This is a genomic window from Lentibacter algarum, assembly GCF_040580765.1.
In the GTDB taxonomy this organism is placed as follows: domain Bacteria; phylum Pseudomonadota; class Alphaproteobacteria; order Rhodobacterales; family Rhodobacteraceae; genus Lentibacter; species Lentibacter algarum.
The window spans coordinates 1,946,777-1,961,831 of sequence record NZ_CP158687.1; the positions used below are offsets into that span (position 1 = coordinate 1,946,777).

The 15,055-nt window shown below is 55.8% G+C and carries 14 protein-coding genes; 6 read left to right on the top strand and 8 right to left on the bottom strand.

The annotated features are described in order from the left end of the window. Positions 1-29: 29 nt before the first annotated feature. Positions 30-1,382, bottom strand: coding sequence for a proline--tRNA ligase (gene proS, locus DSM117340_RS09505; protein WP_089889911.1), 1,353 nt, complete (start codon positions 1,380-1,382; stop codon positions 30-32). Between the two features lie 167 nt (positions 1,383-1,549). Here proS and DSM117340_RS09510 point away from each other — a divergent pair, with 167 nt between their 5' ends. The 5 genes from DSM117340_RS09510 (at position 1,550) to DSM117340_RS09530 (ending at position 8,154) form a co-directional block, all read left to right on the top strand. Beyond that, entirely contained in the window at positions 1,550-2,071 is a 522-nt protein-coding gene (locus DSM117340_RS09510; RefSeq protein WP_089889908.1) for a fasciclin domain-containing protein, read from the top strand. Positions 2,072-2,234: 163 nt separating this feature from the next. After that, positions 2,235-3,362 (top strand): AI-2E family transporter, encoded by a 1,128-nt coding sequence (locus DSM117340_RS09515; RefSeq protein ID WP_089891538.1) that lies wholly within the window; start codon positions 2,235-2,237, stop codon positions 3,360-3,362. After that, a complete protein-coding gene (locus tag DSM117340_RS09520; RefSeq protein WP_089889905.1) occupies positions 3,362-4,042 on the top strand; it encodes a chromosomal replication initiator DnaA in 681 nt (226 codons plus the stop codon). Before DSM117340_RS09515 ends, DSM117340_RS09520 begins: the two co-directional genes overlap by 1 nt. Positions 4,043-4,177: 135 nt before the next feature. Beyond that, positions 4,178-6,349, top strand: coding sequence for an RNA degradosome polyphosphate kinase (locus tag DSM117340_RS09525; protein WP_089889902.1), 2,172 nt, complete (start codon positions 4,178-4,180; stop codon positions 6,347-6,349). Between the two features lie 260 nt (positions 6,350-6,609). Then, entirely contained in the window at positions 6,610-8,154 is a 1,545-nt protein-coding gene (locus DSM117340_RS09530) for a Ppx/GppA family phosphatase (RefSeq protein ID WP_089889899.1), read from the top strand. Position 8,155: 1 nt separating this feature from the next. On the opposite strand, the gene DSM117340_RS09535 is transcribed toward DSM117340_RS09530, so the two are convergent. Next, entirely contained in the window at positions 8,156-8,518 is a 363-nt protein-coding gene (locus DSM117340_RS09535; protein ID WP_089889895.1) for a hypothetical protein, read from the bottom strand. Between the two features lie 97 nt (positions 8,519-8,615). On the opposite strand from DSM117340_RS09535, the gene DSM117340_RS09540 reads away from it, so the two are divergent. Further along, positions 8,616-9,062 carry a hypothetical protein gene (locus DSM117340_RS09540; RefSeq protein WP_271437225.1) on the top strand — a complete coding sequence of 149 codons (447 nt, stop codon included), beginning with the start codon at positions 8,616-8,618 and terminating at the stop codon, positions 9,060-9,062. Here DSM117340_RS09540 and DSM117340_RS09545 read toward each other — a convergent pair. The 6 genes from DSM117340_RS09545 to DSM117340_RS09570 form a co-directional block, all read right to left on the bottom strand. Beyond that, complete coding sequence (locus DSM117340_RS09545) at positions 9,059-10,084, bottom strand: endonuclease/exonuclease/phosphatase family protein (RefSeq protein ID WP_089889889.1); 1,026 nt, start codon at positions 10,082-10,084, stop codon at positions 9,059-9,061. The genes DSM117340_RS09540 and DSM117340_RS09545 overlap by 4 nt on opposite strands. Next, a complete protein-coding gene (locus DSM117340_RS09550; RefSeq protein WP_089889886.1) occupies positions 10,084-10,764 on the bottom strand; it encodes a molecular chaperone DjiA in 681 nt (226 codons plus the stop codon). Before DSM117340_RS09550 ends, DSM117340_RS09545 begins: the two co-directional genes overlap by 1 nt. A gap of 42 nt (positions 10,765-10,806) precedes the next feature. Beyond that, complete coding sequence (locus tag DSM117340_RS09555; RefSeq protein ID WP_089889883.1) at positions 10,807-11,286, bottom strand: GNAT family N-acetyltransferase; 480 nt, start codon at positions 11,284-11,286, stop codon at positions 10,807-10,809. After that, the gene (locus DSM117340_RS09560) at positions 11,283-11,891 is read right to left on the bottom strand and encodes a VOC family protein (protein WP_089889881.1); all 609 of its coding nucleotides are present in this window, start codon (positions 11,889-11,891) and stop codon (positions 11,283-11,285) included. Before DSM117340_RS09560 ends, DSM117340_RS09555 begins: the two co-directional genes overlap by 4 nt. A gap of 96 nt (positions 11,892-11,987) precedes the next feature. Next, on the bottom strand, positions 11,988-14,114 hold the full coding sequence (gene scpA / locus DSM117340_RS09565; RefSeq protein WP_089889877.1) for a methylmalonyl-CoA mutase: 2,127 nt from the start codon (positions 14,112-14,114) through the stop codon (positions 11,988-11,990). Further along, positions 14,080-15,024 (bottom strand): hypothetical protein, encoded by a 945-nt coding sequence (locus DSM117340_RS09570; protein WP_089889874.1) that lies wholly within the window; start codon positions 15,022-15,024, stop codon positions 14,080-14,082. The genes scpA and DSM117340_RS09570 overlap by 35 nt, the downstream gene beginning before the upstream one ends. Positions 15,025-15,055: the final 31 nt, after the last annotated feature.

Below are 15,055 nucleotides of genomic sequence, written 5' to 3' on the forward strand. Positions count from 1 at the left end.
TCCCACACCGTTTCAGCCTATGGTGGGGCTCAAAGCCCCTTTACCATATGTCCTTTGTAAATCTCGGCCAATTTCGCAACGGCTGCTTCAGGTGGCAGTTCTTCGCTTTCACCCGTGCGGCGGCTCGTTAGCTCAACAACGCCGTTCTTCAAGCCGCGTGGCCCGACCGTGATCCGCCATGGCAGACCAATCAGGTCCATCGTGGCAAACTTGCCCCCCGCGCGTTCATTGCGATCGTCATACAAAGGCTCAAGCCCCAGCGCTTCCATCGCGGACTCAATGGCTTCACAGGCGGCATCGGCTTCGGCATCGCCCTGCTTGAGATTGACAATCCCCGCGTGAAACGGTGTCACACCCTCAGGCCAGATAATACCGTTGTCGTCATGGCTCGCTTCAATGATAGCGCCCAGAAGGCGCGATACACCGATACCGTGGCTGCCCATATGAACAGGTGTCGGCTTGCCGTCTGGTCCCTGCACAGTCGCACCCATCGCTTCGGAATATTTCGTGCCAAAGTAAAAAATCTGACCAACTTCAATGCCCCGCGCTGTGCGGCGGCGCTCTTCAGGGATCGCATGAAAGAGCGCTTCATCGTGGGTCTCGTCTGTGCGTGCGTATTTGGTCGTGAACTCTTCCATAACACCCGCACATTGCGCCACATCGCTGTAGTCAATGTCACGATCGCCAAAGCTCAAATCCGTTACTGCGCTGTCATAAAAGACCTCGGACTCACCTGTGTCTGCCAGAACAAGGAACTCATGCGTATCATCGCCCCCAATCGGCCCAGAATCCGCACGCATCGGAATCGCCTGCAAACCCATCCGCTCATATGTGCGCAGATAGCTCACCAAGTGGCGGTTGTAGGCGTGCAGCGCGTCTTCTTTGGTCAGGTCAAAGTTATAACCGTCTTTCATGTAGAACTCGCGGCCCCGCATCACGCCAAAGCGCGGGCGCACTTCGTCGCGGAACTTCCACTGGATCTGATAGAGCGTCAGCGGCATGTCTTTGTAGCTGTTCACATGTGAGCGGAAAATATCCGTCACAAGCTCTTCGGCTGTGGGCGTAAACAGCATATCACGCCCGCCGCGGTCTTTAATGCGCAGCATCTCGTCGCCATAAGCGTCATAGCGCCCGCTCTCGCGCCAGAGATCAGCCGACTGGATCGTCGGCATGAGCATCGGCATATGTCCCGCACGCATCTGCTCTTCATGCACAATATTCTCGATCTTGCGCAAAACCTTAAAGCCCAGCGGCAACCACGAATAAATCCCGGCCGCCGACTGCTTGATCATCCCAGCGCGCAGCATAAGACGATGAGAGACAATCTGCGCTTCCGCAGGGGTTTCTTTCAGAACGGGCAAGAAGTAGCGGCTCAGGCGCATGGGGAAAAACCTTATGTTTTGTTTGCCCCCGTGTAGGCCTTTGAGCGCCCGCGGGCAAGTGTTCGATCACGGCCAGTCACAGATCCGTTAACCAAACATCCAACGGCAAAACCTCCGCGTAACACCTCTACTTACATCACAGAGAAACCCTGACAGGAGTAAAGATTATGCTACGTAAATTCATTCTCGCGACCGCCTTTGCCGCAGCCGCCACCGCCTCTCTCGCAGATGGTCATGGCAAGAAAACAATCGTCGATATCGCCGTTGCCGATGAGCGCTTTTCCACACTTGTCGCCGCCGTCACAGCCGCTGGCCTCGCCGAAACGCTGGCAGGCCCTGGCCCCTTCACAGTCTACGCCCCCGTGAACGATGCTTTCGCAGCTCTGCCTGAAGGCACAGTCGAGACGCTCTTGAAGCCCGAAAACAAGGGTCAACTCACAAATGTGCTGCTTTATCACGTGGATGATCGCAAGCTCATGGCCTCAGGCATCCCGCATGGCTCCACCTACTTCAAGCCGCTGCTCACAAGCGAGCGCCTTTGCATAACTCGCACCGCCGACGGCGTGACGATCAATGACGGCACAGGCACAATGGCCAATGTGGTGATCGCCGATATCAAAGCCTCAAACGGTGTGATCCATGTGGTCGACAAAGTTCTACTCCCCGGAACACGGCCCGCCTGTCACTAAGTACGTCCCTACAGGTTAGGCTATGTCGAAGGCCCGCGGCGCACGCTGCGGGCCTCTTGTTTTCGGCGTCCCGCGCCCAAGCACCAGCGCTTTTACGAAGTTTAAGCTTGAAACGCGCGCCCCGAGCGGTGACATAGAGAGTGCAGCCAACCCAGAGGAACTCATGGCCCTTCCTGTCCGCGACCAGCTCAAATATTGGGGTGCTTCTGCCCTCGTCTTCTGCTTGGCGCTCTGGTTTTTGGGCGATGTGATCCTGCCTTTTGTGCTTGGCGGGGCGATTGCATACTTTCTTGATCCTGTCGCCGACAAGCTCGAAAAGATGGGCTTTTCCCGCGCAATCGCCACAACGATCATCACTCTGAGTGCTGTCTTGATCTTTGTGATCCTCGCGCTTCTGGTCGTGCCGGTGATGGTGGAACAGGCCGTATCGCTCTTTAACACGGCTCCAAGGTTGTTTTCGGATCTACAAAATTTCCTGACAGAGCGCTTCCCCTCGCTCATGGACACAGACAGCACCCTGCGCACCTCTCTGATCGCGGTCGGCGAAACCGTCAAGGAACGCGGAGGCGAGCTTTTGCAAACCGTGCTCTCCTCGGCCATGTCGATCATCAATGTGGTGATGCTCCTTGTGATTGTGCCAGTCGTTGCCTTCTATCTACTGTTTGACTGGGACCGCATGGTCGCAGCGATCGATGATGTGCTCCCGCGCGATCACGCCCCCGTTATTCGCGAGTTGGCCTCAGATGTAGACCGCACCATGGCCAGCTTTATTCGTGGCATGGGCACGGTCTGCCTCATTCTCGGCAGCTATTACGCGATCGCCCTGATGCTGGTCGGGCTGCAATTCGGCCTTATCGTCGGCTTTATCGCAGGTCTTCTCACCTTTATTCCTTACCTCGGTGCCATTTTGGGCGGCGTGCTTGCCATCGGCCTCGCGCTGTTCCAGTTCTGGGGCGATTGGGTCTCGCTGGGGCTGGTCGCTCTGGTCTTTGTCATTGGTCAGGTGGTCGAGGGCAATGTGCTCACCCCCAAACTTGTTGGCAAATCCATCGGACTACACCCTGTCTGGCTGATTTTCGCGCTGTCAGTCTTTGGATCACTGTTCGGCTTTGTCGGGATGCTCGTGGCCGTGCCAGTGGCCGCAGCGATTGGTGTGCTCACGCGCTTTGTCCTCTTCACTTACAAAGAGAGTAAGCTCTACCAAGGCCTCGAAGGGAAAAGCAGCCCCCGCTCCAAAGCGGCCCTGCGTGCTGCCGAGCAGGCCACCACACGGGATGAAGACAAAAGCTGATGGCACGCCAACTGACCTTTGATCTCCCGGCCCTCCAAGCGCTGGGGCGCGACGATTTTTTCGTCTCTCCCAATAATGCAGGCGCTGTCGCGATGATCGAGAGCTGGCAGAACTGGCCCTCGCGCAAACTCTTGCTGATCGGCCCAGAAGGGGCCGGAAAAACGCACCTCGCCCATGTCTGGGCAAGCCTCTCGGGCGCAGCCATTGTGCAGGCCAGCGACCTCACCGAAATTGACATCCCCAAGCTCGCCCAAGCCCCTGTTGCGGTCGAAAATATCCCCGCAATTGCGGGTCTAACGACAGCGCAGGACGCGCTCTTTCATTTGCACAACCTCGCGCTGGCAGAAGGCCAGAGCCTCTTGTTCACAGGCACAGGCGAAGCACAGACATGGGGGCTGACGCTGCCTGATCTGCTCAGCCGCATGCAAGGCACACCCGCCGTCGCCCTCGGCGCGCCAGATGATGATCTGCTCGCCGCGGTCCTGATGAAGCTCTTTGCCGACAGACAACTGAATCCCCGCCCAGATGTGCTGGCCTACCTGACAAAACACATGGAGCGCAGCTTTTCGGCCGCGCGCGCCATTGTCGCAGACCTCGATACCATCGCACTGAGCGAAGGCCGCGAAGTCAGCCGCAAGCTGGCTTCCGAAGTGCTTGAGAGACAAGCCGACCTTTTCTGAGATCGCATTGTGCCTCTCACAGACCCCTCCGATATTTCTGGTATCAAGAAAGGGGCAGTGGACATTGCTCCAAGGCGCGCGCATTATCCACGACAGCATCGTAAAACCGTTACAATTGAAGCCTATAGCGCCCCCATGATCCAAGCCGACTTTCTCTCTGCCCCCTTCCCTGAGCCTCAAGACCTTGACGGGGACCTGTCAGGCCCCGCCCGCTTTATGAACCGCGAGCTCAGTTGGCTTGGCTTCAACTGGCGTGTGCTTGAGGAGGCCGAAAATCTGCGTGTTCCGCTGCTGGAGCGCCTGCGCTTTGTTTCGATCTCCGCCACCAACCTTGATGAGTTCTATACCGTGCGCGTCGCGGGGCTGCGCGAGATGGTCAACGAAGGTGTCACCGCCCCCGCCATTGACGGGCTCACCCCTGCCGAGCAGCTCGTTCTGATCAACGATAACGCCCGCGAGCTTCTGGCCCGCCAACAAGATATTTTCGCCGCCCTCACAGAAGAAATGGCCGAAGCGGGCATCGATATCTGCACACGAGACGAGCTTTCTGAAGCCGACAAGGCGCTCTTGCATGAGGTGTTTCTAGAGCAAGTCTTCCCCGTGCTCTCGCCCTTGGCCATTGACCCTGCACATCCCTTTCCGTTTATTCCAAACACGGGCTATGCTCTGGCGCTCGAGCTTGAAAGCACGCGAGATAAGCGCAAGCTGCAAGCGCTCCTGCCCATTCCCGCCCAGATCGCACGGTTTATCGCGCTGCCCGCGCCTGAAGGGCAGTTCCGCTTCTTGCCATTGGAAGAGCTGCTGCTGGAGCATTTGCCCAGCCTATTCCCCGGTTTTCGCCTCAAAGGCGCCTGCGGTTTTCGGGTGCTGCGAGACAGTGATCTTGAAGTCGAGGATGAAGCAGAAGACCTCGTACGCGAATTTGAAACTGCCCTGAAACGTCGCCGTCGCGGCGAAGTCGTTCGCCTGACCATTTCTGCAGATGCTCCAGCCCGCCTGCTCAAGATGATCCAGCGTGAGCTGCATGTGACCGAAAACGAGATCGTTGAAATCGGCGGAATGCTCGGCCTCGCCGATCTTTCCGAGCTGGTGCTTGACGAGCGTCCAGACCTGCTCTGGCCTGCCTTCACGCCGCGTATCCCCGAGCGGGTCACCGATCACGAGGGCGATATTTTCGCCGCGATCCGCCAAAAAGATATGCTGCTGCATCACCCCTACGAAACCTTCGACATGGTCGTGCGCTTCCTACAACAGGCCGCCCGCGACCCAAATGTCGTTGCGATCAAGCAAACGCTTTACCGTACCTCACGCGACAGTCCGATTGTCGAAGCACTCTGCGAAGCCGCAGAAGAGGGCAAATCTGTCACCGCCCTCGTCGAACTGAAAGCACGCTTTGATGAGGCTGCCAATATCCGTCAGTCGCGCCGCCTTGAGCGAGCGGGTGCGCATGTGGTTTACGGCTTTCTCAACCTAAAGACCCACGCCAAAATCTCCACTGTGGTGCGCCGCGAGGGCGACAAGCTCGTAACCTATACCCACTACGGTACAGGCAATTACCACCCGATCACCGCGCGCATCTATACCGACTTGTCTCTCTTCACATGTGATGCGGCACTCGGACGTGACGCCACCAAAGTCTTCAATTATCTCTCAGGCTATGTTGAGCCAGACAAGCTCGAAAACCTCGCCATTTCGCCTCTCTCGCTTAAGCCACGTCTGCTAGACATGATTGCCGCTGAGGCCGAACATGCGCGCGCGGGACGCCCCGCCCAGATTTGGGCGAAGATGAACTCACTGATCGAACCCGAAGTCATCGACGCTCTCTATGCGGCCTCCCAAGCTGGTGTCGAGATCAGCCTTGTCGTTCGCGGCATCTGTGGCCTGAGACCAGGCGTCAAAGGTCTCTCCGAAACGATCCGCGTAAAGTCCATTGTCGGACGCTTCCTTGAGCACTCGCGCATCGTCTGCTTTGGCGCAGGCTTTGGCCTTCCGCACAAAAAGGCGAGGGTCTTCATTTCCTCCGCCGACTGGATGGGCCGAAATCTCTCACGCCGTGTCGAAACCCTTGTCGAAATCAATACCCCAACCGTAAAGGCCCAGATCACCAGCCAGATTATGGCTGCAAATATGGCAGATACGGCACAAAGCTGGGTCATGGACGCCTCTGGGCGTTTCCTGCGCGAAGAGCTCCCCGAAGGCACATTCTCCTTTAACTGCCACCGTTTCTTTATGGAAAACCCGTCCCTCTCCGGGCGCGGCTCCGCAGGCGCATCCGATGTGCCCAAACTCACTCACGGAGAAGACTAAAGGGTGCGGCGGGCAAGCACCTCAATGGTTAAGACAGCCCTAAGCCATCGTTCCAAAGCCTTAATGCAAAACGACTCGATTTTGCGGTGCACGCCTTGTGCACGGGTTGTGTACGCATATCACCCCCCTGTTTTGGCCCCCGTCAAAAGTGGTAAACAGGGCCTGCGCCAAGGTTACGCAGTGTTAACCCGTCTCACCATGGTTGACGCATCTGCCCCCGCGGGCCATAACAAGGCCAACACGCTTTAGGAGCGCTGAGAATGAGCGAAAATCAAGCAAATTCAAGCGACTGGGGGCTTTTTGGCCGCCCGCTCTTCCAAGACCCAAAAGCAAGGGCATTGTCACGCGTTGGCGTTGTAGATGTCGGCTCCAACTCGGTCCGTCTTGTGGTCTTTGATGGCGCAGCGCGTAGCCCAGCCTATTTCTTCAACGAAAAGGTCATGTGCGGCCTTGGCGAAGGTATCGGTGAAACAGGCCGCCTCAATCCGTCTGGACGCACCCGTGCCCTGAGCGCGATCCGTCGCTTTCAGCGCCTCGCCGAAGGGATGAACACTGGCCCGCTCACTGCCGTGGCGACAGCCGCCGTGCGCGAGGCAGAAGACGGACAAGAATTCCGCGATCTTGTCGAAAGCGAAACAGGGCTTGAGCTTCATGTTATCGACGGCACGGAAGAGGCCCGCCTGTCAGCACAAGGCGTTTTGCTTGGTTGGCCAGGGTCTTACGGGCTGGTCTGTGATATTGGCGGCTCCTCCATGGAACTCGCTGAAATCTCGGATGGCGTCGTTGGCAAGCGCGTCAGCTCCTCGCTCGGTCCACAGCGACTGATGAGTGTGCAGGGCGGCAAGAAAGCCCGCAAAGAGATTATCCGCAGCACGATCCAGAAACTGCACGAAGAACTCGGGCCACAGCACAATCGCCTATTTCTCGTCGGCGGTTCATGGCGCGCAATTGCACGAATTGATATGGAGCGCCGCGGCTATCCGCTGCACGTTTTGCATGAGTACCGTATGAGCCGCAAAGCGGTGACGGCAACTGCGGAGTATATCGCCAAAAACGATGAAGAAACGATTCGCGCCATGGCGGGTATCTCATCGAGCCGCATGAAGCTTGTCCCGATCGCTTCAGAAGTCCTTAAGGAAGTCGTTCGAGAATTTAGGCCACACGATATCGCCATCAGCTCCTACGGCATCCGCGAAGGAATGCTCTATGAACAAATGCCGCAGAAATTGCGCGACCGCGACCCGCTCATCGAGGCTTGCCGCTTTGCCGAAGCCAAAGACGCGCGTCTTCCAGGATTCGGGCGTACTCTGTATGAATTCATCCAACCCTTATTCAAATCAGCCTCGCCCGAACGCCTTAAGCTCATCAAGGCTGCCTGCCTCTTGCACGACGTGAGCTGGCGTGCGCACCCCGACTACCGCGCCGAAACCTGCTTTAACCTTGCAACACAGGCCAATCTAGGCGGTATCCGCCACAACGAGAGGATTTTTCTAGGCCTCGCTCTGCTCTATCGCTACTCAAATACACGCATCACAACTGCGCGGTTTGAGCCAATCTCTGAGTTGATCTCTGAGGCTGATCAGCAAGTTGCTGAAACCGTTGGTAAAGCGATGCGCTTTGGCGCCATGCTCTGGCTTCAGAAAGACGCCCAAATCGGACAGATGCGGCTCTACCCCAAGAAGCGGATCCTCGAGCTTACACTCAGCCAAGACGCGATCCCGTTGTTTGGAGAAGTTGCCGAAGCGCGCTTTAACTCACTCGCAGCAGCTCTGCCAGCTACGCCGAATATCGTTCTAGGCCAGTAGCTTAAAGGTCAATCTGATCATCAGAATTAGAGGGCACAGCTTGCTCGTTTAAGGCCTTCTTGCGCAGGATAATATCTCCGTTCGGCAGGACTTCAGGAGGATGATAGGCACTAAAGTCTTCAACAGCCTCCAACAGAGTCTCAAGCGCAGGCCCCATGCGCTCCACAAACTCTTTCAGCGCAGGTTCCATCTCGTCGATCATCCCCTGAAGGTCTTTGACGGCCGGTTCGACTTCTTTCAAGATCCCCTCCAGAAAGAGCTTCGCACCCCGCTCCATGAGCGAACTGCCGCTTTCTTCAGCCTGAAGCGATGTCGCATGAAGGCTGACAGCAAGAAGTGAAGCGATGACAAATTTTCGTCCCATTTTCTATATATAAGGGGAGAAACACCGGTTTCCAATGCGCCTGAAAGCCAGAAATGCTTCGCAGGCAAATGTTTGCTTGCCAAAAGGAAAGCTTGATATGCGCCCGATTTTTCTCTCCCTCAGCCTATGCCTTTTTGCAACAGCCCTAGAGGCTGGCCCTGATCGTTTCTCCATCTTACTCGGCTCAAAACATATCGGTGGCACAGGCTTCAACGAGGTAAACCCTGGCTTCTTCGTCACTTGGGAGCGCGAACGCAGCAGCTTAAGTGTCGGTGCATTCATGAACAGCTATGAGCGTGTTTCAATTGCTGCAACAAGCTACCGTCCTCTGAAGCTCTGGAGCGAAGGTGATATTGGGATCTTTGGCGGATTGGCTCTTTACCCGGAGAATGGGCGCAATTTTTCAACTCATCTTGGCGAAGATGTTGTTGTGATCGGTGGCCTTCAAGCCCGATACCGCAACACATTTGTTCAATTGATCCCCATAAATGCGGAAAGTGCCGATGGCCTTATTTCCTTCGGCTTCACATTTTCTGCCCCCTAAAGATCAATATCTAATGTGACAGGAAAATGATCAGAGGCCAAAAGCAAAGCATCGCGCAGCTCAGGGAGACGCCAGCAATCAGGGTCATCAAAGGGATGCCAAATACGCCAAACAGGCTCTTTCACGGTGAGGTCGGGAGAGACCATAATATAGTCCAGCAAAGCTTGTAGGTAGCGTTTGTGCTCTCGAATATAAAAGCGCGCGGTGGTTGGCGTTGCGCCTAGCCTGCGTTGCAAGCCAAGCCTCGCATGTGGATCAAATAGGCAGTTCTCCCCCGTCTCACCCATAATGATTTCGACCGAAGATCGCCCAAACAAGTCTTCATATTGGTCAAGCCCGGGGCCATCATTGAGATCTCCTAGTAGCATCAAACTCTCACCAGCGTTCAAGTGCTCCTCAAGACGCTCGCGCAACCAGATCGCTTGTGCCAATTGCTTACGGCGGTTCTCTATCGAAAGCTTCATTGCTTCAGCGTCATTTCGCGCACCATGTGGCGCTTTTGACTTCAGATGCGCTCCAATAAGCCGCAAAACCTTCCCACTACGTAGCACCGCTTCAACCTCTAGTGGAGGTTTGGAGAACTGAACCAAGTCCTCTTTGGCATCCACGTCCAGATCAATACGAAACGTGCTGTCAAACCGTGGCGACAGTTCTGACCCTTTCTTGCCGGCACTTTCGCCCAGAGGCGCATGACGCGCGCTCATCACAGCAGGATCATACATCAGTGCTATTTCTTGCTGCGTATCATTCTGAAATCCAAGAAGTGTGGCCTTGGCCCGCAGATCAAACACCCGCGCAAATTCTTCCAGCGCTTTGGTTGTACTGCGACGGCGATTTTCGTCAGGCGCTTCGATCACCATAATTGCGTCCGCATCAAGTGCCGCAAAAACGATCCCCAAGGCCTCGATCTGCATGGCGCGTGTCACATCGTGACGCCCTGACCACCCATCATCCATCAGCAGCACCCCATCATCATCAAACAGGTTGTTAAACCACTCGATGTTGTAGGTCGCTATCAGCATCAGCCGCGCGCATCCTTAATGTCTTTCCAAGCCCTGTTGATCGCCACCATACGCTTTTCAGCCATTTTTATAGCCTCTTCAGGCAATCCCCGCGCAACCAAGCGGTCTGGATGGCTGTCTTGAACCTGTGTTTTCCAAGCCGCACGCAGCTCCTCCATACTGGCCTCAGGCGTCAGCCCCAACACCGAGTAGGGATCAGCCTCAGCCTCTGGCACAAAACGGCTTCTGATCTGACGAAATTCGCGTTCCCCAAGGCCAAAAATGTCCGCAACGCCTTTGAGAAACTCGTCCTCGTTCGGATGATACTGGCCATCTGCCATAGCAATGTGAAACAAGCCTTCGAGCAAATCGCCAAGCGCTTCGTGCCCCGCACCAAACATCTCGCGGACCCGTGTTGCATAGTCTTCAAACCCTGCCACGTCTTGCCGCGCCAGATTAAAAACTTTGGCCGCTCCCGCTTCATCTTCCCGCGCAATCTGAAAAACCTCGCGAAACGCCATAACTTCATCGCGCGTTACAAGCCCGTCGGCCTTGGCCATCTTCGCGCCAAGAGCGATCACGGCAATTGTAAACGCAATCGAGCGCTCAGGTGGCGTGCGCAACTGCGCAAAGACAGCGCTGAGTGGTTCGCCTTTGGCAAGGGCTGAAACAGCCGCTGTTATCTGGGTCCAAATCGACATGAGGCAATCTTAGCTTGCGCAACAAGAAGTGTCAGCGCGCAATCAAAGAAATTTGTGATAAAGGTGCAAATCAAGCCATTGGGCGTTCTTGCGGCCCACTTCAGGCAAAGTCGCCAGCTTCTCAAAACCAGTGCGGAGATGAAAAGCCTGCCCTTCAGGATTTGCACCACTCACTCCGCCATAGAGTGAATGCACGCCCTCCTTACGAGCCGCATCCTCAACAGCTGTCAGTAGAGCACGCCCCATACCAAGACCGCGCGCGCCTTGCGCCAAATGAATCGTATATTCCATAGACTGTGCATAGCCAGGCCCACCCCGAAACTGAAAGTAACAGGCAAAACCAAGGATCAGCCCATCGTTTTCCGCCACGTGCCAGCGTTGCGGCTCAGCTTGAATCGCCACAGCAAGCGCATCAGTCTTTTTTTCTGCAGTGGTAAATGTCGCCAAAGTATCGCGGATGATCTGGTTCCAAATCACGGCGATCCCAGCCGCGTCATTCGGCTCTGCCAAACGCAGTCTCATAGAATGATCTCCCGCCCATCTGATGTAACCAGCCGCGCCGAGAGCTTTGGTGCACTGGCACTGATAATGTCCACTCGCTTGTCATTCAGAGGCCGCAGGGCGTCTGCCAAGTCTGCCGCCGCAGGATGCGCAAGCGTCAGCCGTTCAAGCCTCAGTCCAGACTCTGCAAGCCGTGTCGCAGGATGAGGCGTCGTCCCCCAGTCGATCAAGCCAGGATGGCATTGATCAAAGGGGAGAGTTCCATCATCAGACTCAGCCATATCCCAACTGAGCGCGCCCCGCGTCAGGCCCACAACCGCGCCAAACCCTGCGGGCAAGGGTCTGGTAGTCAGTCCTTCGACGCGGCAAACCCAAGTTATGAGCCTTGGAGCACCAGAAAACTTATCAAGCCCAAACCAGCGCTCATGCGCAGGCTTTCCGCCGGCGGGGTCAATGGCAATCACTTCAAGATACAGTCCATCTGCCAAACCGAGCAAGGCATTGTGCGTGCCATAGCGCAGATGCTGGCCGCCCACCTCAAGGGAGACGCCTAAGCGTTCTTCTGCCCAAGCAACGCCGGCGTCGAGGCTCTCGGCCGCGATCACCAGATGATCAAATTCATACATACCGCACCCCTTTTTTTGTTCGAAATAGCCTTGGGGAACGTTTCAAAATCCATATGGCTTTTGAAACGCGGGGAGCCAAAAGCCCCCCGCGCCAGCTTAAGCGCGCGACGCGCGAATAAGCTTCAGGATATCCTCAGCCGCTTCTGGGATATTCGTCCCCGGGCCGAAGATGGCTTTGACACCCGCTTTTTTCAGGAATTCATAGTCCTGCTGCGGAATAACCCCACCACAAATCACAATGATATCGCCCGCATCTTTCTCCTCAAGCGCCTTGATCAGCTGGGGAGCAAGAGTCTTGTGCCCAGCGGCTTGGCTTGAAATTCCGACAACATGTACATCATTGTCAATCGCGTCTTGCGCGGCTTCGTCAGGCGTTTGAAAGAGTGGACCGACATCAACATCGAAGCCGATGTCAGCAAAAGCAGTCGCAATCACTTTCGCGCCGCGATCGTGCCCGTCCTGGCCCATCTTAACAACCAAAAGACGCGGGCGACGGCCCTCTTCTTCAGCAAACGCTTCAATACTTTTCTGGATCGCTGCGAACCCTGCATCGCCCTCATAGGCCGCACCATAGACGCCTGCGAGTGTCTTTACTTCTGCACGGTGGCGGCCAAACTCTTCTTCCATCGCCATGCTAATCTCTCCCACTGTGGCCCGCGCGCGGGCGGCTTCAACCGCAGCTTCCAAGAGGTTACCCCCTTCTTTTGTGCGACGTGTCAGCTCGGTCAAAGCCGCCATGCAAGCCGCTTCGTCACGGCTGGCGCGGATGCTCTCAAGACGTTTCACCTGATTTTCCCGCACAGCCACGTTGTCAACATCAAGAATGTCGATCGCGTCTTCCTTGGCGAGACGGTATTTGTTCACGCCGACAATCACTTCTTGTCCACGGTCAATCATCGCCTGACGGCGCGCAGCACTTTCCTCAATACGAAGCTTAGGCATACCGCTGGCTACCGCTTTGGTCATGCCGCCCATCTCTTCGACTTCTTCCATCAAGGCCCAGGCCTTGTCAGCAAGCTCGCTTGTCAGGCTCTCAACATAATAAGAGCCTGCCAAAGGATCGACGACATTGGTGATCCCTGTCTCTTCTTGCAAAATCAGCTGGGTGTTACGAGCAATGCGCGCACTAAACTCGGTTGGCAAAGCAATCGCCTCGTCAAGCGCATTGGTGTGCAAGCTCTGAGTGCCACCCAAAGCCGCCGCCATCGCCTCATATGCCGTACGAATGACATTGTTGTAAGGGTCTTGCTCTTGCAAACTGACACCAGATGTCTGGCAATGGGTGCGTAGCATTTTTGAGCGCTCAGATTTGGCATCAAATTCGGTCATAACTTTGTGCCACAACAGACGCGCCGCGCGCAGCTTGGCCGCTTCCATGAAGAAGTTCATTCCGATTGCAAAGAAGAAGCTGAGACGCCCAGCGAATTTGTCGACATCCATGCCAGCATTGATCGCAGCGCGCACATATTCTCGCCCGTCCGCCAAAGTATAGGCAAGCTCCTGCACAAGGTTCGCGCCTGCTTCCTGCATGTGATAGCCTGAAATCGAGATCGAGTTGAATTTCGGCATCTCGTTTGAGGTATATTCGATGATGTCCGAGATGATTTTCATACTCGGCTCAGGCGGATAGATATAGGTGTTGCGCACCATGAACTCTTTGAGAATATCGTTCTGGATCGTTCCAGCCAGCAGCGCTTTATCATGCCCCTGCTCTTCACCCGTCACAATAAAGCTTGCGAGGATCGGGATCACAGCGCCGTTCATCGTCATCGAGACAGAGACCTGATCAAGCGGGATACCATCAAACAGGATCTTCATATCCTCAACCGAGTCGATCGCCACACCGGCCTTCCCAACATCGCCCACGACGCGAGGATGGTCGCTGTCGTAGCCACGGTGTGTGGCAAGATCGAAAGCAACCGAAACGCCTTGCTGCCCTGCGGCCAGCGCCTTGCGGTAAAATGCGTTGCTTTCTTCAGCTGTGGAGAAGCCCGCATATTGGCGGATGGTCCAAGGACGGCCCGCATACATTGTGGATTTTACGCCGCGCGTAAAGGGCTCATACCCCGGAATAGAGCCAAGGTGGCTCATGCCCTCAAGGTCTTCTTCAAAATAGACGGGCTTGACCTTAATGTCCTCAAGTGTCTGCCACGTCAGATCGTCAATCGTCTTGCCGCGCAGCTCTTTTTCAGCTCGCTTGGCCCATTCGTCTCGCTTGGTCATAGGTAAGTCCTCTTATTGCAGCTGGCGGCAGGCTCATGCCCACTTCTTCCAGCGTTTTTCTTTCAATTAGTTTGGCCACCCCACCCGCACCAGCGACGCACCAAAACAGATCATCGGCGTAGCGTTCAGCCAAGGCCTCGGTTTGTTCGGGCGAAAAGGGCTGCCAGCGCCCTTCACCATCAGGCAAGGAGGCTGGGTTTGAGCCTCGTTTGGTCATAGCGACCCGCAATTCGCTCAAATCAGGGGCCTCATTCATGCGCACGCCTTGCTTGGCCTTTGGCAGCACAGCATTGCCTCCAAGGGCCCGCGCCAGCCGTACGTCAGGTGCATCGGCAAAATCTTCAAATTTGTGCAGCTCGATGTCTGCCTCACCGACAACTTCCGAAATATCACGCACCACATCACACCAACTGCGCTCTGAAGCGCTGATCGCTGAGAGATCATCTGGCTTTGGCAAAGGTGCCCCGCGCTTTACACCGTAAGCCAACGCTGAGTTCCAATAGGTGTCAAGCGGACGCAGTCCCAGCATCACCTTATCGATCGGCCGGTCCATGGCTTGAACGAACCCGCGCAGGCGCGTCTTCGCATCAGGATAGAGCGCACGGTGCCGTAAATTTCCTTTTACAGAGCCGAGCATATTTTCCTCACTGATCACCAGAGTGCGGACACCGCGCGCGGCAGCAAGATTCAAAGCTTTCGCGATTTGCGGTTTTGCGATCGCAATGGCCTCGTCAGAGACTTTTCCGCTCGGTCCTGCGTAGAGCCCTTCAAACAGTCCTGTCTCACGCAGCCGTTGTGGCCCCCAAAAGCCGATACCAGACGTACTAAGCGCCTGCATATGACTGCGCATATAATGTTGAAACGTTGTCGTCGCACTTCGCTGCGCGCCCAGATGGAAAATAACCTGCATTACATTTAGCCCCGCTTTGCCTGCATTGCAC